22 protein-coding genes are annotated in these 19,653 nt (G+C 37.4%); 13 read left to right on the top strand and 9 right to left on the bottom strand.

Going from position 1 to position 19,653, the window contains the following annotated elements:
• The first annotated feature begins 40 nt into the window (after positions 1 to 40).
• The 3 genes from JNUCC25_RS15395 to JNUCC25_RS15385 all read left to right on the top strand — a co-directional run bounded on the left by JNUCC25_RS15395 (position 41) and on the right by JNUCC25_RS15385 (position 2,039).
• The gene (locus JNUCC25_RS15395; RefSeq protein WP_029322712.1) at positions 41 to 805 is read left to right on the top strand and encodes a GNAT family N-acetyltransferase; all 765 of its coding nucleotides are present in this window, start codon (positions 41 to 43) and stop codon (positions 803 to 805) included.
• 142 nt (positions 806 to 947) lie between these two features.
• Complete coding sequence (locus tag JNUCC25_RS15390) at positions 948 to 1,424, top strand: hypothetical protein (protein WP_013057760.1); 477 nt, start codon at positions 948 to 950, stop codon at positions 1,422 to 1,424.
• A gap of 138 nt (positions 1,425 to 1,562) precedes the next feature.
• On the top strand, positions 1,563 to 2,039 hold the full coding sequence (locus JNUCC25_RS15385) for a hypothetical protein (RefSeq protein WP_057273501.1): 477 nt from the start codon (positions 1,563 to 1,565) through the stop codon (positions 2,037 to 2,039).
• A 39-nt stretch (positions 2,040 to 2,078) separates the two neighbouring features.
• On the opposite strand, the gene JNUCC25_RS15380 is transcribed toward JNUCC25_RS15385, so the two are convergent.
• Both JNUCC25_RS15380 and JNUCC25_RS15375 read right to left on the bottom strand, forming a co-directional pair.
• Entirely contained in the window at positions 2,079 to 2,912 is an 834-nt protein-coding gene (locus JNUCC25_RS15380) for an STAS domain-containing protein (protein WP_029322709.1), read from the bottom strand.
• Between the two features lie 238 nt (positions 2,913 to 3,150).
• Complete coding sequence (locus JNUCC25_RS15375) at positions 3,151 to 3,933, bottom strand: PAS domain-containing protein (protein ID WP_013057757.1); 783 nt, start codon at positions 3,931 to 3,933, stop codon at positions 3,151 to 3,153.
• A gap of 152 nt (positions 3,934 to 4,085) precedes the next feature.
• Here JNUCC25_RS15375 and JNUCC25_RS15370 point away from each other — a divergent pair, with 152 nt between their 5' ends.
• The 3 genes from JNUCC25_RS15370 (at position 4,086) to JNUCC25_RS15360 (ending at position 6,178) form a co-directional block, all read left to right on the top strand.
• On the top strand, positions 4,086 to 4,349 hold the full coding sequence (locus tag JNUCC25_RS15370) for a hypothetical protein (RefSeq protein WP_078081959.1): 264 nt from the start codon (positions 4,086 to 4,088) through the stop codon (positions 4,347 to 4,349).
• Between the two features lie 352 nt (positions 4,350 to 4,701).
• On the top strand, positions 4,702 to 5,367 hold the full coding sequence (locus tag JNUCC25_RS15365) for a cobalamin B12-binding domain-containing protein (protein WP_013057755.1): 666 nt from the start codon (positions 4,702 to 4,704) through the stop codon (positions 5,365 to 5,367).
• Positions 5,354 to 6,178: an STAS domain-containing protein gene (locus tag JNUCC25_RS15360; RefSeq protein ID WP_013057754.1), complete on the top strand. Its 825-nt coding sequence runs from the start codon at positions 5,354 to 5,356 to the stop codon at positions 6,176 to 6,178. The genes JNUCC25_RS15365 and JNUCC25_RS15360 overlap by 14 nt, the downstream gene beginning before the upstream one ends.
• Positions 6,179 to 6,256: 78 nt before the next feature.
• Here JNUCC25_RS15360 and pdxR read toward each other — a convergent pair whose 3' ends face one another.
• On the bottom strand, positions 6,257 to 7,690 hold the full coding sequence (pdxR, locus tag JNUCC25_RS15355; protein ID WP_013057753.1) for a MocR-like pyridoxine biosynthesis transcription factor PdxR: 1,434 nt from the start codon (positions 7,688 to 7,690) through the stop codon (positions 6,257 to 6,259).
• A gap of 144 nt (positions 7,691 to 7,834) precedes the next feature.
• Here pdxR and JNUCC25_RS15350 point away from each other — a divergent pair, with 144 nt between their 5' ends.
• Positions 7,835 to 8,752, top strand: coding sequence for a DMT family transporter (locus tag JNUCC25_RS15350; RefSeq protein WP_029322707.1), 918 nt, complete (start codon positions 7,835 to 7,837; stop codon positions 8,750 to 8,752).
• Positions 8,753 to 8,864: 112 nt separating this feature from the next.
• On the opposite strand, the gene JNUCC25_RS15345 is transcribed toward JNUCC25_RS15350, so the two are convergent.
• Positions 8,865 to 9,779, bottom strand: coding sequence for a LysR family transcriptional regulator (locus tag JNUCC25_RS15345; protein ID WP_013057751.1), 915 nt, complete (start codon positions 9,777 to 9,779; stop codon positions 8,865 to 8,867).
• Positions 9,780 to 10,186: 407 nt separating this feature from the next.
• Between JNUCC25_RS15345 and JNUCC25_RS15340 the strand changes: the two genes are divergently transcribed.
• Positions 10,187 to 11,290 carry a citrate synthase/methylcitrate synthase gene (locus tag JNUCC25_RS15340; RefSeq protein WP_013057749.1) on the top strand — a complete coding sequence of 368 codons (1,104 nt, stop codon included), beginning with the start codon at positions 10,187 to 10,189 and terminating at the stop codon, positions 11,288 to 11,290.
• 55 nt (positions 11,291 to 11,345) lie between these two features.
• On the opposite strand, the gene JNUCC25_RS15335 is transcribed toward JNUCC25_RS15340, so the two are convergent.
• Positions 11,346 to 11,810: a DUF4306 domain-containing protein gene (locus JNUCC25_RS15335; protein WP_253880584.1), complete on the bottom strand. Its 465-nt coding sequence runs from the start codon at positions 11,808 to 11,810 to the stop codon at positions 11,346 to 11,348.
• Positions 11,811 to 11,998: 188 nt separating this feature from the next.
• Here JNUCC25_RS15335 and JNUCC25_RS15330 point away from each other — a divergent pair, with 188 nt between their 5' ends.
• The gene (locus tag JNUCC25_RS15330) at positions 11,999 to 12,883 is read left to right on the top strand and encodes a diacylglycerol/lipid kinase family protein (protein WP_025751162.1); all 885 of its coding nucleotides are present in this window, start codon (positions 11,999 to 12,001) and stop codon (positions 12,881 to 12,883) included.
• Positions 12,884 to 12,911: 28 nt separating this feature from the next.
• Here the strand turns inward: JNUCC25_RS15330 and JNUCC25_RS15325 are convergent, their stop codons facing one another.
• Complete coding sequence (locus JNUCC25_RS15325) at positions 12,912 to 13,475, bottom strand: YitT family protein (protein ID WP_029322703.1); 564 nt, start codon at positions 13,473 to 13,475, stop codon at positions 12,912 to 12,914.
• A 323-nt stretch (positions 13,476 to 13,798) separates the two neighbouring features.
• On the opposite strand from JNUCC25_RS15325, the gene JNUCC25_RS15320 reads away from it, so the two are divergent.
• Together JNUCC25_RS15320 and JNUCC25_RS15315 are read left to right on the top strand one after the other, a co-directional pair.
• Entirely contained in the window at positions 13,799 to 14,992 is a 1,194-nt protein-coding gene (locus tag JNUCC25_RS15320) for an MFS transporter (protein WP_366557425.1), read from the top strand.
• A 198-nt stretch (positions 14,993 to 15,190) separates the two neighbouring features.
• Positions 15,191 to 15,637, top strand: coding sequence for a GNAT family N-acetyltransferase (locus tag JNUCC25_RS15315; RefSeq protein WP_013057744.1), 447 nt, complete (start codon positions 15,191 to 15,193; stop codon positions 15,635 to 15,637).
• A gap of 325 nt (positions 15,638 to 15,962) precedes the next feature.
• Here the strand turns inward: JNUCC25_RS15315 and JNUCC25_RS15310 are convergent, their stop codons facing one another.
• Both JNUCC25_RS15310 and JNUCC25_RS15305 read right to left on the bottom strand, forming a co-directional pair.
• Positions 15,963 to 16,322, bottom strand: a complete 360-nt coding sequence (locus tag JNUCC25_RS15310; RefSeq protein WP_029322698.1) for a hypothetical protein — start codon at positions 16,320 to 16,322, stop codon at positions 15,963 to 15,965.
• A gap of 67 nt (positions 16,323 to 16,389) precedes the next feature.
• Positions 16,390 to 17,256: a YitT family protein gene (locus JNUCC25_RS15305; RefSeq protein WP_013057742.1), complete on the bottom strand. Its 867-nt coding sequence runs from the start codon at positions 17,254 to 17,256 to the stop codon at positions 16,390 to 16,392.
• A 162-nt stretch (positions 17,257 to 17,418) separates the two neighbouring features.
• Between JNUCC25_RS15305 and cobT the strand changes: the two genes are divergently transcribed.
• Positions 17,419 to 18,456 (top strand): nicotinate-nucleotide--dimethylbenzimidazole phosphoribosyltransferase, encoded by a 1,038-nt coding sequence (gene cobT / locus JNUCC25_RS15300; RefSeq protein WP_029322696.1) that lies wholly within the window; start codon positions 17,419 to 17,421, stop codon positions 18,454 to 18,456.
• A 58-nt stretch (positions 18,457 to 18,514) separates the two neighbouring features.
• Here cobT and JNUCC25_RS15295 read toward each other — a convergent pair whose 3' ends face one another.
• Positions 18,515 to 18,649, bottom strand: coding sequence for a hypothetical protein (locus JNUCC25_RS15295; RefSeq protein WP_013057740.1), 135 nt, complete (start codon positions 18,647 to 18,649; stop codon positions 18,515 to 18,517).
• Positions 18,650 to 18,967: 318 nt separating this feature from the next.
• Here JNUCC25_RS15295 and JNUCC25_RS15290 point away from each other — a divergent pair, with 318 nt between their 5' ends.
• The gene (locus JNUCC25_RS15290) at positions 18,968 to 19,648 is read left to right on the top strand and encodes an FHA domain-containing protein (protein WP_029322694.1); all 681 of its coding nucleotides are present in this window, start codon (positions 18,968 to 18,970) and stop codon (positions 19,646 to 19,648) included.
• Positions 19,649 to 19,653: the final 5 nt, after the last annotated feature.

Raw genomic sequence — 19,653 nt, 5'->3', positions numbered from 1 at the left:
AGAAAAAGGAACATAGTTTAGAAGAGAAAGGAGACATGAAGTGAAAATAAAAAATCAAAGCGATGTAGTAGAACAGCACTTGATTCAGCACTGGATGTATTTTCAGCATACGAAGAAATCTGTGAAGGTGGATACGTCAGAAATTAAATGGATTTCTGCATCTCCTTACAATCGGGGTATATATGCAGGAACCCGTCATATTGAGCCTGCGTTAGGGATATGCTCTCGGGAAGGGGAGGAACCTTTATGGATTGTTGGTCCATCTTCATATGATAACCTTGGGCCAGTTCTTCATAAAAATGGATTTGTTCCTTATGAAAAATGGATCGGAATGATTCAGCACATTCAAGAAAAAGAATACATACATACAGGAGTAGAAGGGTTTCAATGTAAGCGAGTGCGCACAGAAGCTGAATTGAAAGAATGGATAACGGTATACATAGACGGCTATCAAAAACCAAAAGAATATCAAGCTGACTTTCTTGAAAGGTTTAGGCAGCTTATGCAGCACACTGACCAATATCAGTTATATCTGGGTCTTTATCACAACCGGCCAGCTGTAGCTGGGTCTCTCTTTTTTTATGACGGTACAGCGGGTTTGTATTGTATCACTACAGCTAGACATATGAGGAGAAAAGGCCTGGCCACCGCATATTTGAAGGAAGTTCTTACTGAAGCAAAAAAACAGGCGGATACGTGTATTTTGCATGCTACAAATGCAGGAAAGCCAGCCTATGAAAAACTTGGTTTTACAGCGGTTAACGAATTTGATGTATATAGATGGAGAAATAGAGATAGAACATAATGTGTTGCGGTTTGTGAGGAAAGAGACAAATTTCGACAAATTTTTAAAAAAGTGTAGCTTCCACTTCGTTTTTGGTGTATCCTAGGAAAAAGCAGCAGCATGAGCTAGTGTTGTACAGAGAACACAGATAAAAGGAGTCATTATGAAACATTTTTTTAAAACGAGCACGTTTTGGATAGGTTTGGTTATCGGAATCGCGCTCACATTTGGAGGATATTTTACTGTTACTAGTATTTATGATTATTATTTAGGACGAGAACAGCTGAAAGTATTGACTGCCTCTCAGAAAAACCTTCAAACTGCTTTTAAAGAGTATAATCAGCTTATGTCCGAAAAAAAAACCAAAAAGCAATTTATCAATGAACTCGATGATATTTCAAATACTATAAACTATGAATATAATGAATTAGCTTCCCTTGATCCTACGATGAAAACGATGTATAAGCATACGGGCGTCATCGATGATATGGAACTGATGATTGATAATATCGATAGCATTTATGAATTAACGATGAATGATCACAAAGACGCAACAAAACCGCTTCAAACCTACGTATCTGATTTAATGGAATATGTAGAAAAAGATATGAAAAAAGAAATAAGCATGCTAAGTAAATAGAAAAAAACAGCTGTCTAAACAAATAGGCAGCTGTTTTTTTGTTGATTATAAAAGGAATCTTTTGGTTGCAGGCGAAAGAGTATACTATGCACCCACTCACTTACGTGCACCACGTTTACAAAAAAGGGAGGACATAGTATGAAAAAAGTGGTGGTTATTCTATTTAGTTTGTTTTCATTAGCCGCATGTCAGGTTCCTACAGCTGAAACGCTTGAAGATCCTTATCCACCCGCTATAAAAATAATAGCGGAAGGCAAAGAAGCCATCATCAAGCCTTTATTTTTTTGCTGGACCGAATGTGAAGCTGATTTTGGCGAACGAAAAAATTTTAGACAAATTGTTATGAAAGATAGTATTCCCGTCTCTCAAGGTGGTCAAGTGTCCATTAAAATAGATGGTAAAAAACCTAATGCGCTTTATTACAAACAAATTCGCAATCAGTCTATTTACGAAAACATAGTAGAAAAAAAGGACATAAAAAAAACATCTGCTATTACAGTAGATTCTACCTCTCGCAGTGATCGGTATATACTCGTAGCGGACTGGAAAGATAGCAAAGGAAAAAAGTTAATCGGGCGTGTCTACTATACTCCAGTAAAATTTGAAACGCCATAGATATGGCTCTCTATACTGTTGTAATAGAGAGCCATATGCTTAACTAATAGAATTAAGTGCTTGTGCAAGAGAAGAAGTAGTTTTAACATGTTCAAATGAAAGCCCTAAGCGAATGGCAGTTTGAGAAATTTCCGGTCGAATTCCAGATAAAATTGTTTGCACACCAATTAAACGAAGAGCTTTTACCAAATTAAAAATCTCTTGTGCCATCATCGTATCAATCGTAGCTACACCGAGCAGGTCAATACATAAATGTTCAACGCCTTTTTCCGAGCATTGCTGAAGTGTATTTTCTAAAATAAACTGACTTTTGACCGTTCCAATATCCCCCACAAGAGGCAAAAGTGCAACTTTGTTTTGAAGCATGATGACAGGAGAACTTAATTCATTAATTAACTCTTTCTGAGCGTTCAGCTGTTCTTGCGTATTTTTATGATATTCTTGAATAAAGATATAAATAGATAGATCAAAAGCTTTAACAATAATGTCATACCACATAAATATCTTATCTACGCTTACCTCATTGGAATGCAAAGAGATAAACTTCTTTAAATAATTAACGACAATTTTTTGTGAATTAAAATATTCTCGAATAATAAAGTGAAGAGGCGTACTTAAATGCTTTGGATCACGTGCTAGTTCTATCGACCACTGCTGAAAATCTGAAAAAAAATACTCCTCATCCTTTATAAATACGTCAAATAAATGCTGAAAATAATCTTGATTTTGCTGCTTCAGTTCTTTCACAATTGCTGGATTTTCACTCGAATAGACAGAAAACTCATTTTCATCGTCGAGCTGATTGTACCAGTCTTCAGTTAATTGAAGAGAATGTTCTTTGAAAAAATGATATAAGTCCTGATTTTTATGCATGAAGACTCTCCTTATATATGTATAGTCTAATTGATTTATAAATAAAGGCATAAAAGCATCCCCTGATCTAGAGTGAGGATGCTTATAAATAAATCCATTATGAAGCGCATTTATTTTCCTATACGCCTTATTTTCCCTAACTGTATACTCTCAAACCCAATTTATAAAAAAATAAACATTTTTTAACTAGCATATTCATGCATTTTAACTATTTTTCATAAAGAACCACTTCTTATGCTTATAGCTTTAGCTTCGGCAAGGCATCTTTAATGCTTTGATAGACTAAAATAAAGGACATATCATCTTCTATAGTGCTCATATGTATGGCCATGTCAGGAGAAATTCCTGTTAAAACAAGCTGAGTTCCCATGAGCTTCAGCCAATTGTAAATATTAAGAATATCACGGCCGAATGAATCATTAAATTGCGCTAATCCTGAGACGTCTAGGATTAAATAACGATCTTTGCTGCTTGTATTACGCGCGGTGAAGCTATTAAATAGCATTTCTATACGCCGTTCGTTTAACGTTCCGATTAATGGAAGAACAGAGATTCCTTCCTCTATTGGCACGATAGGAGTGGATAGCCTTTCCACTTCTTCCAAAGCCTGCTGAAGCTGTTCCTGGGCTGTAATTTCTATTGTTACGTCTTTTTGAACACCGATAAAGTAGTATTTATCTTCTTCTTCTATATATGTTGGGTCAATCGTTAGCTGATTATGAAAGAAAGAGCCGTCTTTTCGATAATTAACAAGCGTAACAGAGACTGACTGATTGCGGCTGATAGCGCTGCGAATTTCATCAACGTGGTGCGGGTTTGTAAGAGGACCTTGTAGAAAACGGCAATTTTCCCCTAATACTTCTTCTTCCTTATAGCCGGTCATAAGGGAAAACCCTTGATTGAGGTAAATAATTGGGTTATCAGGCAAAGAAGGGTCTGTCACGATAATACCAGATTGTGAGCTATGAAGGGCTTTATTTAAAATGGACCATTTTGAATCTTGAGCTTCAGGTGTAGTCAATGCATTCCCTCATTCCTTGGAATTTTTATAAAAATATTGTGACATAAACACGTCAAAAAAACAATTTTCGACGCGTTTGCTTCTAGAGAAAGAATGAAGATAAGGAAAAATATGTTATAATAATTTCAGGAGCAAAGGGAGTGTGAACAAACGTGATAACCATCAATTTATTTAACGTTAGTTTCTTTGTGATGGCGCTAGTAGGCTTTATTCTCATTTTTTGTTTGCGGCTAAAGTTCAAGCGGCCACTGTCATTATTTAAATGGTCTTTTTTGTTCGGAACGATGCTGCTGTCGCTAAGTTTATACTTGTTTATGGCGACCAGCCAATATATTCATTTGATATGCAATACAATCGGCTCAGTTATGACAGCGCTCTATCTTATCAGTATTATGGTCGGAGCAGAAGAGTCATAAATACATATGTTTGAAAGTCTATTGAAAGTGGAAGATAAGTAGAAATGCTTAAAAGAGAACGAGACGAACTTACATTCTTTGAGCCGAAATGATGACAACTGGAAAAACACCTCGGTAAAAAATGCCGAGGTGTTTTTCGTAAATAAAAGGGAAAGGAGAATATTTAGAGAAATACTAGTCATATTTTACTGAGTGTAGTAGAATAAAAAGTTATTATTCTATTTTTAGGTTGTTGCTATTGGCAACATGTGTTAGTCTAAAAGTGGTATACATTTTAGGCGATCTTGAAAAAGAGAGACGAGAAGCTTTTATTCAAGTTTCTTAAAAGCTTTACGTTTACTGAGGTGAAACAATGAAATCTCAAGTACAAAAATTTGTAGGCTATTTATTAGCTGGTGATCAAGACAGCGCTTGGGAAATTGTGCTAGAAGAAATCCAACAAGGAAAGAACAGCCTAGATATTTATGAAAATTTAATTACAACCGCAATGCGAGTAACTGGAGATATGTGGGAAGAAAATATCATTTCTGTAGCTGATGAGCACGTCGCCACTACGACATGTGATTATGTGCTAACTCGCTATCGCTTTTATAAAAAAATTCAGGGACACGCTTCAGACATCGCTCCAAAGGCACTGCTTCTATGTTTGGAACAAGAACAGCACTTTATTGGTTTAAAGATGGTGGCTTTATTGTTTGAAGAACACGGGTGGAATACTCGCTTTTTAGGGGCTAATCTGCCTCTGGAATACGCCGAGAAAATGGCTATGGAGTGGAAACCACAAATGGTAGGATTATCTGTCAGTATTCCTTATCATATTGAGAGGCTTGCTGAATATACCAAAACTTTGGACAAATTAGAACCAAGACCAACTGTAATGGTAGGAGGGCGCTTAGTTTCTCAAATTGATTTCCGTTCCTACTGTTCTGAGCATACACGCCTAATTCCGGATCTTCACCAACTAAATAACTGGTTAATCAGTTATCACAAAGGAGTGGAAGTTAATGTCGATGCTTGAATATGTTCCAATTCCTTACTTTTTAGTGGATACTGAATTTAATATTTTGGAATGGTCGCAACAATCAGGTCATTTATTTAAGCCTTCAGCTAATTTTTTAGATCTTGTAGACGTATTTAGTCAAGAAAAGGCGAGAAAGTTTTTAAGCTTGCGCCAAAAAGATTCTCGAGAACTGTCGGTAGACGAACCCCATGATGAGCAAACTCTTGTCCAAAGCCGAGGCCAGGCTATTCAGAAAGTAGAGCTTGTGATGCAAACCAATGATTCGCCTTATTCACTGTTTGAATGCTTAATTCAATGGGATAGTGATATAGGTCATTTAGTTTGTATTCGCCAAGATGAACGTATACAAGAGCTAACGAATCTTGTTCAAGACCATCGGAAACGATTAGCAGATACAGATTTTGAACTGCTTGAACAAAAAGAACGTCTTGAAAAATCATTACAAAAAATTAAGCAATTGTCCGCTTCTTTTATTAAATTATCCTCTAAAGTAGGACTTATACCTCTTTTTGGAGACTTAGATACAGATCTTGTAGCTGAAAATACGTGCATTTTGCAAAACTTTGCGCATGAAGGAAATTACACCACGCTTCTATTTGACTTTGGAGGCTTAGATATATTAACAACCGAAGGAATTCAAGCTTTTGCAGGCTTTATGCAGTCCTTCTACCTCATGGGTATCACATGCTACATTATCGGCATGAAGCCTCACCATACGGCTGCTTTGAAAAATAGAACGTTTGGTGATCAAATTATTTATATGAATAATCTTAGTGAAATTATTGCTGTGAATAAAAATGTGAGTTAAAAGAGTGGAGGAGAAGAAAGAATAACTTTCTTCTCCTCTTTCTGTATACACTTCTTCGCTTACAATTAAACATTCTTTTTATATTTCAGCTGAAAGGATAGCATTAAGACGTTGAAGTCCAATATTCAAATCAGTATCACTAAGAAGGGAATAGCTTATTCGAATGTAAGCATGAGGAGGTTTGTGAACGAAACAAGCTTCACCAGGTAAAAAGCAAACATTATGCTCCTGGGCTTTTTTTAATAATGCGAATGTGTTTACATTTTGCGGCAGTTTTAACCATAAGTTGAAGCCTCCTTTAGGGACTTGGAATTGAACGTAGTCGGAAAGAGGCGAAAGCAGGTCGCTTGCATGATCTCTTCTCAATTGCAAAGCGATCCTCAGCTTTTCCATATGCTGTTTCATTCGCTCAGTGCGTAAGAAAGCTAGCACAGCTTTTTGAGTTAGTAAGGGACTACCAATATCCATCAATGCTTTAACCGCATATAGCCAATCAAATACAGAACCTTGTGCATAAAGTAATCCAATTCGAAGTCCTGGAGCCAAAGTTTTACTAAACCCCTTCAAGAACAAAACATGCCCATTTTTATCAAACGTTTTTATCGGTGGAGGCACTGATATATCATCGAAATAAATCTCTCCAAACGAATCATCTTCAACAATAAAAAAGTGATACAATTCGGCCAAATCAACTAGTTCTTTGCGGCGCTGTCTGCTCATTAGTATACCTGTAGGGTTTTGAAAAGAAGGGTTTACGTACAAAAGCGAAGGCTTTATTTTTTGGCAGACTTCTTCTACTAAATCAGATTGTATTCCTTCTTCATCTAGTTCAATTGAAATGACGTTAACACCTTTATTGGTGAAGACATCAATTGCAGCTCCGTAGCATGGACTCTCTACTATAACCGTATCCCCTGGCTTTAAAAGCGTTTGAGCAATTAAATCAATACCTTGCTGAGCGCCACTTGTAATCATGATTTCATGAGGATCAGCTTTTATTCCTTGCTCTCTCTGTAAATAAGAAGAAAGCTCTATGCGAAGCTCACGATCTCCTTGAATTGGACCGTATGTGGCTAAAACAAGCTCATTGGTACGTAAAAGACTTTGCATTTCTTGCGCTAAAAACTGATTAGGAAGGAGACGAGGGAAAAGAATAGCCTGAGAGAAATCATAATATTTACGATCACGATTTAAGCTATACTGAGAGCGCGTGATATTTACGTTTAATTCATCTTGCCATGAAAAATTATTTAATACCTTGGAAGAACGTTTAGTAACCCCTTTAACAAAAGCTCCTTTTCCTGACTGTATTACGATTAATCCTGATTTTTGTAAGAGCTGATACGATTTTCGTACCGTTAATAAGCTTATTTCTAACTCTTGTGATAGCTTGCGTAAAGAAGGGAGCTGATCACCAGGTTTTATCATGCTCGTTTGGATGCGATAACGAATCTGCTCATAGATTTGCTGATAAATGGGGGTAGAAGATTTTTTATGTACATTAAATCTCATTGTGTCACCTAACTATTCTTTTTCTTTAGTTAACCTCAAAATAAGCATGGGCGCAACTGGAAAAACAGCAACTGTTATAGTCAAGGTTTTACTGTTATACTTCCTTTCTTTTATACTCGTGGCATGTTTAAAGGAGGAAGATATATGATTATTATTAATTACGTACTTATCTGTTTTATTTTCGGCACGACATTCTTAACTATTAAATTAGGGATTGAAGCAGGAATGCCTCCACTTTTCTCAGCTGGAACTCGCTTTCTTTTAGCAGGAATATTAGTAATCTCGTACTTTGCATATAAAAAAGACGTTCGACGCTCGTTATTACTTTCAAAAAAAGTGATGATGGTAGGGTTTTGTTTGACCTTTATGACATTTTCAACACTCTATTGGGCAGAACAACATGTGACATCGGGTCTTGCAGCTGTTTTATCTGCTACTGGCCCAATGATGATATTGCTTATTCAAGTGATGCAAAGAAAAATGGAATTAAAAAAAGAGCAGTTATTCGCTTTGCTTCTGGCTTTTACCGGTGTTATTTGCATTTCACTTCCAAATGTGACAGCCACTATGTCTTATTCGCGGACGTTAGGGTGTATCATTATCATAGTAGGAGAAGTATTTTACGGCATAGGCAGCAATTATTCGAAAGCTTTGTTAAATAAACTAAAAGAAGTATCACCGTTTTTAATTAACGGTATTCAAATGTTTTACGGGGGAATATTTCTACTGGTGCTATCTTTATGTACAGAGCAGATCCATGTTTCCACTATTATGCCTTGGAACGCAGTATGGTCTATTGTATATTTAATTTTTGTTGGTTCAATTGCTGGACACGGCTTATATTATTGGCTAATAGCCCAAACAAATCCGGTTTTTCCATCTACGTGGTTGTATGTATCTCCTTTAATCGCGGTGTTAATCGGTTATGTAGTCTTAAATGAAGCTATCACGCCTTCTATTATTGGCGGAGGCCTTCTTATTTTAATAGGAGTGTTTATGGCCAATCGTGAAGCTTTGGGAGTACATTTTAAAAAAGGTGTGCTATTCAAAAAGCAGCTGTAAAACAAGTCGCCATTTGCTGACTTGTTTTTAGTCAATCGGATGACAAAGAAGATTGAAGAAGATATCAAAGATGACTAAAAACCTCTTCCTAATGAAAGAAGAGGCTTTTTTGTTAAGAGTTTGCTGACATCGTATGAGACGGTAAAATGATATCTTGGTCGACGAGAAAGGACAAAAGTTCTCGTGTAGCATATGACATATAGCGATCTTTTTTCAAAATGATCCCGAGCTCCCACATTGGAGTAGGGGCGGCAATTGGAATACTTTTAATAAAGGGATTATTGATTTTCGGAAACACGGACTTTGGTAAAATAGCAATACCTAATTCAGAAGCAACTAGTTCAATAATCAAATCCCATTGAGAACTTTCGTACGCTATTTTTGGATGAAAACCCGCTTGAATGCACTCATGAATAATGCGATCATGAAGAGAGAAATCTTTGCTGAACAGAACAAACGGCTCTTCTCTAAGCTCGCTCAAAGCAACAATTGATTTAGCTGCCAGCGGATGCTCATGATGAATGTATAAATTAAACTCTTCTTCAATAAACGGATAGATGTGAAAAAGAGGGTTTTGAATAGGCAACACGATAATGCCAAGGTCTACTTGTTCGTTTTCTACAAGTTCGACAATTCGCTTTGCGCCAAGCTCCACAAGCTCTAATTTCACCTGAGGATGTTTTGATGTAAAGTTTTTTGCAATCATCGGGAAAACAACAGTCCCTACTAAAGGAGGAATTCCTACTTTAATATCTCCTGTAGGCAGATTCCGTAAATCATCTAACAGAGCATGCAGCTCGTGAAGAGTGGATACCAGCTTTTGGCTTTGCCCATACACAATCTGTCCTGCATCGGTTAACGTCAGCTTTCGAGTAGAGCGATCAAAAAGATCTACGCCGAGTTCTTCTTCTAGTTTCTTTACAATTTTACTTAATGCTGGCTGAGACAAGTGAATTGCAGCTGCTGCTTTCGTGAAACTTTTTTGATTAACTACTTCCATGAAATGTTGCAGTTCTCGAATATCCATAAATTCTCCTCACTAGTATTCTTAGTTTTCATACTATTTATTCTATTTATCTATTTTACTTATGATTCAAATAAATGTAAACTCTTACATAAGGAAGTGAATAGTGATTCATCTAAAAATAGTACATCAAATTCCTCTAAATACGTTAGAAACCCGCATGTTTGTAAGCGTTAACAAAAAGCACCCTCGAAGAAAATTCTAGAAAAATATTTTTTTCTCCCGTAAAACAAAGCCGCGAGCGCAGAAATAACAAGTGTTGAAATGTTCATTTTGTATACTGTTCTGACAATTAAGAAAGAGGAATAAAATGGTATAGTGCACCACTAAGGTGAGTCTATTCATTCTGCAAACGAGCCGTACATAGAAAAAAGGCCTGTTTGTTAAAAATAATTGGGGGAGTGGTTGAGATGACATACGTTAAAGGACTAGAAGGAATCATTGCAGCTGAAACAAAAGTCGGGCATGTTGATGGAGAGAAAGGTCAGCTGATTTATCGCGGATATTGGGCAAAAGATTTGGCGATCAATTATTCTTTTGAAGAAGTTTCTTATTTAATTTGGAACGGCACGCTGCCAAATCATGATGAGTTAAAAGCATTTAAACAAAAAATGGTGACTCATCGTACGCTTCCAGCTAATATTGTTGCGTTAATGGACTGTTTGCCAAAAGATACAGAAGTGATGAGCGCGCTTCGCACATGTATCTCAGCATTAGGAGACCCTTCATACAGCTGGCCTCCGACAAAAGAGCAGGCGCTTGCGATTACAGCGGTAACACCTACCATTATTGCCTATTGGTATCGTAAAATGAATGATTTAGAAGTAGTAGAACCTAACGAGCATTTGGATCATGTAGCAAACTATTTATATATGATTAACGGGGAAATTCCAGATCAAAGTTTGGTTACTGCGCTGAACGCATATTTTGTTTTGACAATTGAACATGGGATGAACGCCTCAACCTTCTCATCACGCGTTATTTCATCTACCGAATCTGACATGGTTTCAGCTATTTGCGGAGCAATTGGCGCGATGAAAGGTCCGCTTCACGGAGGAGCTCCTTCTGGTGTTATTACCATGTTTGATGAAATTGGAAGTGAAGAGAATATTGAGCCTTGGGTTCGTAAAAAATTAGATAATAAAGAGAAAATTATGGGATTTGGTCATCGCGTTTATCGTACACATGACCCAAGAGCAGAAGCATTAAAAGAAGTATCGAAACAAATCTCAGGAGACAACGGGCTATTTGATTTAATTGTTAAAATTGAAGATAAAACCATTGAATTACTCAATGAATACAAGCCGGGTCGAGGCATTTATACCAATGTAGAATATTTCGCTGCAGCGGTTATGAAAGCGGTTGAGCTTCCGTCTGAACTATTCACACCAACCTTCACAGCAAGCCGTGTAGTTGGATGGACAGCTCATGTCGTAGAGCAGTCAGAAAATAATCGTATTTACCGACCTCAGTCTGCGTATATAGGTTATACGCCAGTTGAACAAAATCAATAAATAAACTCGGTTTCACATAAAAAACGTCGGTAGATCCGACGTTTTTTTCATATGGTTAAATATATTCTTTTTGAGAATAAAATCGCTTTAATAAATAGAATAATCCGACTGCTAAGCATAAACTTGCTGCAGCTAAGCTAGAGGTAATCATGGCGTGCTCACCTTCGGTAGGGGTATGTGAAAGTTTATAGCTGCTGTAGCATAAGAGAGCTGTGATACATAAACAGCAGGAACTAATCAATCCATAACGCTTTTTGAAGCCAATAATAGATAGTAATACAATCAAATAAATTCCGCTCACCATCATCATAATTGGAAACTGAGGGTGGAATTTAATTGTATATAACAAATAATCGATGTGAGAATAGTGATGAACCGCCGAGGACTTTGTTAGCCCTCCGGTCAAACTAGCTGATAAAGGTCCTTCAAGCATCGAAGAGTCGTTATACCAAGTAGCGACTGAGGAAAGTAAAAAAACAAAACAACTTGCAAATAGCTGCGTCATGCATTTTATTGACACGTATAGAAAGCTCCTCTCAATAACCATCTTTTGTTAATACAAGTCCGAAAATTATTATAGCAGGTTTTGAAAGTAAAAAAAGTACTATTGGAATGGTTTCATAAAACGTTCATATTTGAAAAGGTTTGTTTTTTAAAGAGAAAGGGAAAAAAAGTGAAACGGAAGATATGAATAGAGGAGAGAGAAAGATGAAAGCAGCAGTGATTTTGAATCCAAACGCAGGAAACAAAAAATTAGTAAATGAAATTGACTTTATATGTGATCGGTTAAACACTGCATTTGAGACGGTTACTTTATATAAAACAGAGCAACCTGGAGATGGTGCCGATCTGGTAAGAAAATTGGAAGGCAAAGCGGATGTCATTATTGGAGCAGGAGGAGACGGGACAATTTATGAGCTCATCAACGCTCTTGCTCCGCTGCAGCAACGTCCTGTATTTGCTATTTTACCTGGAGGAACGTGCAACGACTTTTCGCGTGCAATTGGAATGAATCAAAATCCTTTAAAAGCGGTGGAGCAAATTATAGAAAAGCAGACGGAGGCAGTGGATGTTGGAAAACATGGCGAAGATTATTTTTTAAACTTTTGGGGAATCGGCCTCGTAGCTGATGTATCTGAAAATATTTTAGAAGAAAATAAAGAGAAATTTGGTAAGCTCTCTTATTACATGAGCGTAGGTAGAACTTTAAATCAAGCAGAGCCTTTTCAATTAAAAATGACGAGCGAAAAAGCTTCCTATGAAGGAGAAGCTGTTATGGTGTTAATTGGAAACGGTCCCTTTTTAGGAGGAACTCGCGCTATGCTAGGAAACAGCTCATTTCAAGACGGATTATTAGATGTATTCGTTATTAAAGAAATGGGAATCGAGCCGGTTATGGCATGGTTACAAACAAGCCCTGATGAGGAACAGCTTAACCCTGAAAGCAACCTTATGCATTTTCGTGCAAAAGAAGTTCATATTGAAACTACTCCTGAAAAAACGGTAGATTGTGATGGAGAAAAAGAAACGACGACACCTTCAACGATTACGGTTCTCCATAATCACATAAATATGATAGTCGGAAACAGATAAAAAAACGCTGGAAGTTCCAGCGTTTTTTTTATGAAGACAGCCATCGCGGAGAAGTAAAGAGCATAATCATTATGCTGCTCATCGTAATAACAAGCATGGAGTAGCAAAAAGCAGTAAATCCGATAATATGTAAGCCCACTATCATAATCGTACTGTCTAAGATAAAAATGGTTATTCCTATATTGATTTTCCATTTTTTTGATACAATAATGGCAATTAAATCAAGCCCGTCCGAACTGATGCCGTAGCGAAGCATCAGTCCTATTCCCATTCCTACGAGTGCGCCTCCAAGCAGTGAGCTAAAGAGCAAAGGAAGCTCCAGCGTGCCTTCGAGAATAGACAGCCATTCTGTCATAAAAAAAGAAACAAATAAACCTATACTTCCATAAAAAAAGTTTTGACGATGACGAAAAAAAGCATATAAATAGACAGGTACGTTCAAAAAGAAAATGGACATTCCGATAGGAGTTCCAAACACATAATATACGATAAGCCCAAATCCTATAAGTCCACCGTCTAGTAAGTGATACGGAGCAATAAATCCGTTTAGCCCTAGTCCAATTAATAAGCTGCCACAGCAAATCGAAACCACTCTCGAAAAAATATTCCTCACCCTATACGTTAAATTTTAATAGGAGTAATCGTTCATCTATATATATGGCAAGCTTGGGTTATTTAGAAGCAAAAAGAAAATTATGTAAAAAGTATTGATTCTATAACTCTGATATTCTATAGTTAATCTAACTTCGTTTTCACGACAATTTCTTGATTTTTTACGATACTGTTTAACTGTTTGTATTTTTAATATATAAAAAAGTTGTGTTCGGTAAAAAGCATACGATTGTAATAAGTCGATAAAAGCAAGCCGCTATATAAAGGGGTTGATTACGTGTAGGATTCTCTTTCTTTTCAGTCATACTAAAAAGAAAGAGGGATTGTCGTGAAAAATCGTTCCGTAATTTTTTATGGTTTGGTCAAAGTCAAGCCGATTTAGCAGATGTATTATATATTGTTGCGTTAATCAGCATTCTTTATGCTCAAAATAGTTCTCCCGTGCTGCTTTCATGCATTCCGTTTACCATTACGACTGCTAAGTTTTTGAGCAGTTTTACTGTGCCTTTTCTTATAGATCGCTACAGGGCTAAGCGTATTCTTGTTGTGTCTCAGCTGTTAAAAACCAGTGTTTTGTCTATGTTTTTCTTGTGGCATATGTCGCTTATCAGCATGCTGTGCTGCGTGGCGCTTATTGCTTTTTTCGATGGGTGGGCAGCTCCGGTTCAAAGCTCTATGCTTCCTCATTTAGTAGATAAAGAGAAGCTGTTGAAATGGAACAGTATGTTTAATGTCACCGATCAAACGATTCAAATTGCAGCCTATCCGCTTGGAAGCTTTCTGATCATTAGCTGGGATGCTACTGGCCTTTTATGGCTGTCATTTTCGTTATTCAGTTTGTCAATCGTATTTATGCAGTCCATTCGCATTAACGCTCATTCTTCTAAAACGAAGCAAAAACAAGGGTTAAAAGAGGGATGGAAGCTAATTTGGCATTATCCGCGCCTGCGGGTTTTATTAGTCATGGAGGTTTTAGAAGGGATGGCTGCCGGCGTTTGGGCATCAGCAATTGTCTACGTGTTTGTGAAAGAGATATTAAATAAAAATGAAGCTTGGTGGGGATATATCAACAGCAGTTTTTTTGTTGGAACGGTTCTTGGAGGTTTCGTTTTGTTGAAGATTTCAGTTGAACAAGAGAAAAGTCTTTATCATATCGTAACATTAGGCAGTCTTTTATCAGGTTTCTTTACATTATTGTTCGGAGTGATGCCTGCTCCTTTTCTTTCACTTTTACTTAGTTTTGCTATTGGTATTGCCCTTCAAATAAGCGCTACGTGTTCTTACACGCTTACACAAACGGCCGTTCCTTTAGAAAAGCTTTCTAAGGTACTTTCCGCTACGCTTAGCGTTTCATATGTTACGTTTGGGCTTTCGGTGCTGCTGCTTGGAGCTGTTGCTTCGCTAAATGTGACGGCGGCGTTTCTAACAGCAGGAGGACTGATTGTAATCAGCGGCTGTGTAGGTTTATTCTTACGAAATTATGCGCTTGCTAACTAAAAAAGGTTGCTATTTGCAACCTTTTTTAAAACATTGTATTTTCTCTCCTCAACCATAAGCCATATAAGGTTGTTTGCTTTAAATATCCCTTATGTAAAAGTAGGGAGCTTTTCACGAAAACGAAAGGAAAAAAAGTATGGTTATCGAATTATGTTAAGAGCGTTGAGCTAAAAGCGTTGAGCTAAAAGGAGTGATTAAATGGTTGTCATTCGACAGGCGGTTGAAACTGATCGAGAGCGACTGGCTACGTTAATGCAAGAATATATAGTAAAATTCTGTGAGCAGCCTGCCCCTTCCCGGAAAGCTTTAACTTTACATATTAAGCGCTTATTGAATAATCCTTCCTATGGTATCCAGTTTGTTGCTGAATTGGAAGGGAAACTAGTAGGTTTTGCGACGGTGTACGTATCGTGGAGCACCTATTATTTTAAAGAAACAGCCATCTTAAAAGACTTGTACGTATCTCCTTTAAACAGAGGAAATAAAATTGGTGAACGTTTGTTTAAGATCTGCCTTGCCTATTCTCAAAAGTATGAGTTTGCAGGTATGACCGCTGAGTGCAGCAGTGAAAATAAAGTTGCTCAAAACCTTTATCAAAAAATGAACGGTAAAGAAAATGCAGGGGTTCAATACCGTTTTTTTTAAGAGAAGTGCAGCTTTTACTTTTAAGACTTCTACTAAATGGCAAAAATATGTTATAGTATGAAAAGTGAAATTGATGAAAATGTCGGTGGGCTATATGTTAGATGATCGTATCAATAGTAGGGGGAAGTTGGACTAGCTGTTTGAAAGGCGGCCATCCTATTTTTAGTATAGCCGCAAGGAAGGAGCAGGACCTTGAAAAAAAATCCAATCTTAAACGCGTGGAAAATAGTAACTGCAACGAGCGGTTTTTTACTTGCGCTGTTTATCTTTAAAGTCCGAAAAGGAAGATAACCATATAAAGAAAGCTCCTCGATTGAGGAGCTTTTTATGATTTAAGAATAGGAAACGTCAAGGGAGTCACTGTTGATAAAGAATCTCTGTAAGAATGATAGGTGAAATAATGACGTGTTGGACTATAAATAGTCATGTAAAGTAAATAATCATAATTCGTTTCCATATAGAAAAAAACGCCGTCTACGTGGAGTGTATAGAAAGAGTACGACATCCCGAGCAGCGTTTGCTTTTGTACGCTTGTGCTTGGGTTTTCTTTAATCCATTCATACAGTTCAAACGCACTCACTCCTGGTGATGATTGCAGCGTATGTACTTTGTCATATAACTTATCAGATACATCGGAAACCGACTGTTTTAATTGGTGAAATAAGTTGGACATTTGTTCTTTCATTATGGTGAGCTCCTTTACGGGTAGTCAGCTATTAGCATGCTCAAAGAAATCCACGCTTATGTATAAGTTAGTGGATGGCTGATTTGAATTTGCCGCCATGCGCTTCTTGGGTATCCATAATGGTTGTAAATGCATGCGGATCTATTTCGGAAATAATGGTTTTAAGCTTGGTAATTTCTAAACGCGTCACAACTACGTATATGACTTCTTTTTCTGTACCTTCAAATCCGCCTTTACCGTAAAGCTTTGTAACGCCGCGTCCTAGACGATGTGTAATAGCATCTGACAGCTCTTCGTAGTGATTTGAAACAATAAAGGCTGCTTTTGTTTCATCAAGACCCTGAATAATCGCATCGATTGTTTTAGAAGCAATATAGTACGTAAGGATCGAGTACATGGCCTGTTCCCAACCTAGCACAAACCCTGCCCAAGCAAAAATGAAGATATTTAAAAACATCACAAATTCGCCCACAGAAAACGGGATTTTTTTTGTTAATAAAATACCTAAAATCTCAGTTCCGTCTAACGCTCCGCCGTGACGAATGACCGTTCCTACACCTGCTCCTAACAGTAGCCCGCCAAATACAGTAGCAAGAAGCGGTTCAGATGTTACAGCTGGAACATGGTGCAATTGAGATTCTACAATGGATAAAGCAACAACTGCAAACATAGATGAAAAGCAGAAGTTACGACCAATTTGTTTGTATCCACTATATAAAAAAGGGAGATTAAAGATGATGATAAGAAGACTGAACGGCAATTTCGTTAAGTAAACTAAAATTAGAGAAATACCGATAATACCGCCATCAATTACGGAATTTGGGACTAAAAATAATTCGATAGAAACGGCAGCCAAGGAAGCCCCAATTAACATCATAATGTAGCGATAAATGAGCCGACCTGCCTTTTCCTTTTTGTGCTGTTTCGTTGTCATAAAATCTTTCCTTTCAAAATACTGCCTATACGCAACTCTTACTAGTATAACTAAGTCTTGGGAACTCTATCCAATTATCTATTTTAAAAAAGACTAGCCAGAATAAACAAAATCCTGTTAAATTAAACGGTAGACATTTGCTGAAATAAAGGAGCTGTACATATGATAAACGTTTATATTCCAGCGCTTCAAACAAGCGCTGGCGAAAAAGCGGCACGCTATATTGATACATTAACCAAACCGATAGGAAGCCTTGGAAGACTCGAAGAAATAGCAGTGGAATTAGCGGCCATGACCGGGGAAGTTTTTCCGACAGTCACGCCGCCAGGAGTCCTCGTTTTTGCAGGCGATCATGGAATTGTAAAAGAAGGAGTTTCAGCTTATCCGCAAGACGTAACGGCACAAATGGCGCTGAATTTTTTGCAGGGAGGAGCAGCTATTAACGTGTTTAGTCAGCAAATAGATGCACAGTTCAAACTGATTGACATCGGCATTGCTTCTGACCTTTCCCATAAGGACCTTGTACAACGCAAAGTGAAGCTGGGGACAGCAAGTTTTTATAAAGAAGACGCGATGACGCGCAGTGAGGCAGAACTGGCTGTTCAAGTCGGATATGAAGAAGCTGAAGAGTTTATTGCCCAAGGAATTAAATGTTTGATTGTAGGAGAAATGGGCATCGGAAATACTACGTCAAGCACGGCTATTTTAGCTGTATTGACAGGAGAAAAAGTCTCTAAGCTTGCGGGAATGGGCACAGGGATTTCTGATGAACAACTGCGCCACAAAGTGAACGTGATTGAAGAAGCGCTGCAAAACAGGCACATTAACCCTCAGGATCCGATTGATATTATTAGTAAAATAGGGGGTCTTGAAATTGCCGGGATGACAGGTGCTATGCTGGCGGCAGCTGCTCACCGTATTCCTATTTTAGTAGATGGTTTTATTTGTACAGTTGCAGCCCTTCTAGCAACAGAAATCAATACACAAGCAAGAGACTATATGTTTGCTAGTCACGAATCTGTTGAACAAGGCCATGCGTGTGCAATGAAGCTTCTTGGCAAGAAACCGCTCCTCAACCTCAATCTTCGTTTAGGTGAGGGAAGTGGAGCTGCTGTTACATTTCCGCTGCTGCACTCGGCTTCACTGATGATTGCCAATATGGCTACGTTTCAATCTGCTGGAGTGTCTGAGAAAGAATAAACCTAAAAAAGACATGGAAACAAAACCATGTCTTTTTTCTTTATTTTATAAAAAAATCTTATATTTTTAACATCATAAACCAATAAATGCTAAAGCTAGCACCTGTTAAAATAAATGATCCAATAATTAACAATACCAGTGCAACGCGTCGTTTAATCGCTTGAATTTCTCTATCTTTTGGCAAACGTCCCATTGGTCTTCCTCCATTATGTAAATATTTCACGTATTTTCCTATTTTACTCCGCTTTAAAAAGAGAGAACATATGTCAAAGTTACTAAAAACCAAATTATTTTACAAAAAAATTGTATCCCCATTACAGCAGGGCAAAGAATACGTATTTTTTCAGTTAGAAAAGGACTGCTCTAAAGGTTTACTTACATGGCAACAACCTTTATCATATAACTGACTATACTATGATGTTATCCAAAGTTGGAAGAAATCTCAATAAATGTGAGTGTTATAATTACATGATAAGAGTCAGAAAATTTTAAAAAAGAGTGTGAGCAAACAATGAACGGTATGTTGATTATTCGGAACGGTGCTCCTTTTTATGAAGGAGCTTCCGTGCCTATTCCAAAAGATAAAGCCTGTATTATCGGACGAAGCAGTGAAGAATGGGAGCCTTATCTGGCCTTTCAAAGTGCTTACATTTCGCGCAAGCATTTTGAAGTAACGTACGAAAGCAATGCCTTTTTCATTACAGACTTGTTTAGTAAACACGGGACAAAAGTAAACGGAGAAGAGTTACAGCCTGGAACCCCTCGTTTATTGAAAGAGCAGGATGTCATTACCTTAGCAAATGAAGAGGCAGCTTTAGTATTTAGAAATGATGATATGGATGCAACCCTCGATTTAGGACCTTTGCTAAAACAAATAAATAAGCCATTTTACACATTAGATCCAATTTTGCAGAAAGTAAAAATAAAAGAGGAAACGTATATTCTGTCAGATAAAGAATACGCGTGCTTAGCTTATCTTCTAGAATACAACAATCAATTTGTTTCAAAAGAAGCATTAAAAAAAAGCATTTGGCCTGAACGAGTAGAGTCAAATGGAGAAATTCTAGTAGCAGCGGAAGAGCTGAATGCGCTGATTTACCGGGTTCGCAAAAAAATAGGAACATATTTAGAAATCGAAGTGATTCGAGGAAAAGGATATTGGCTGCACTTTAACGAAAATGGACGTGAATAGAATCA

Source organism: Priestia sp. JNUCC 25 (assembly GCF_053667915.1).
The sequence above is the reverse complement of the archived record's forward strand: the minus strand, read 5'-3'. Positions and strand labels throughout refer to the sequence as shown.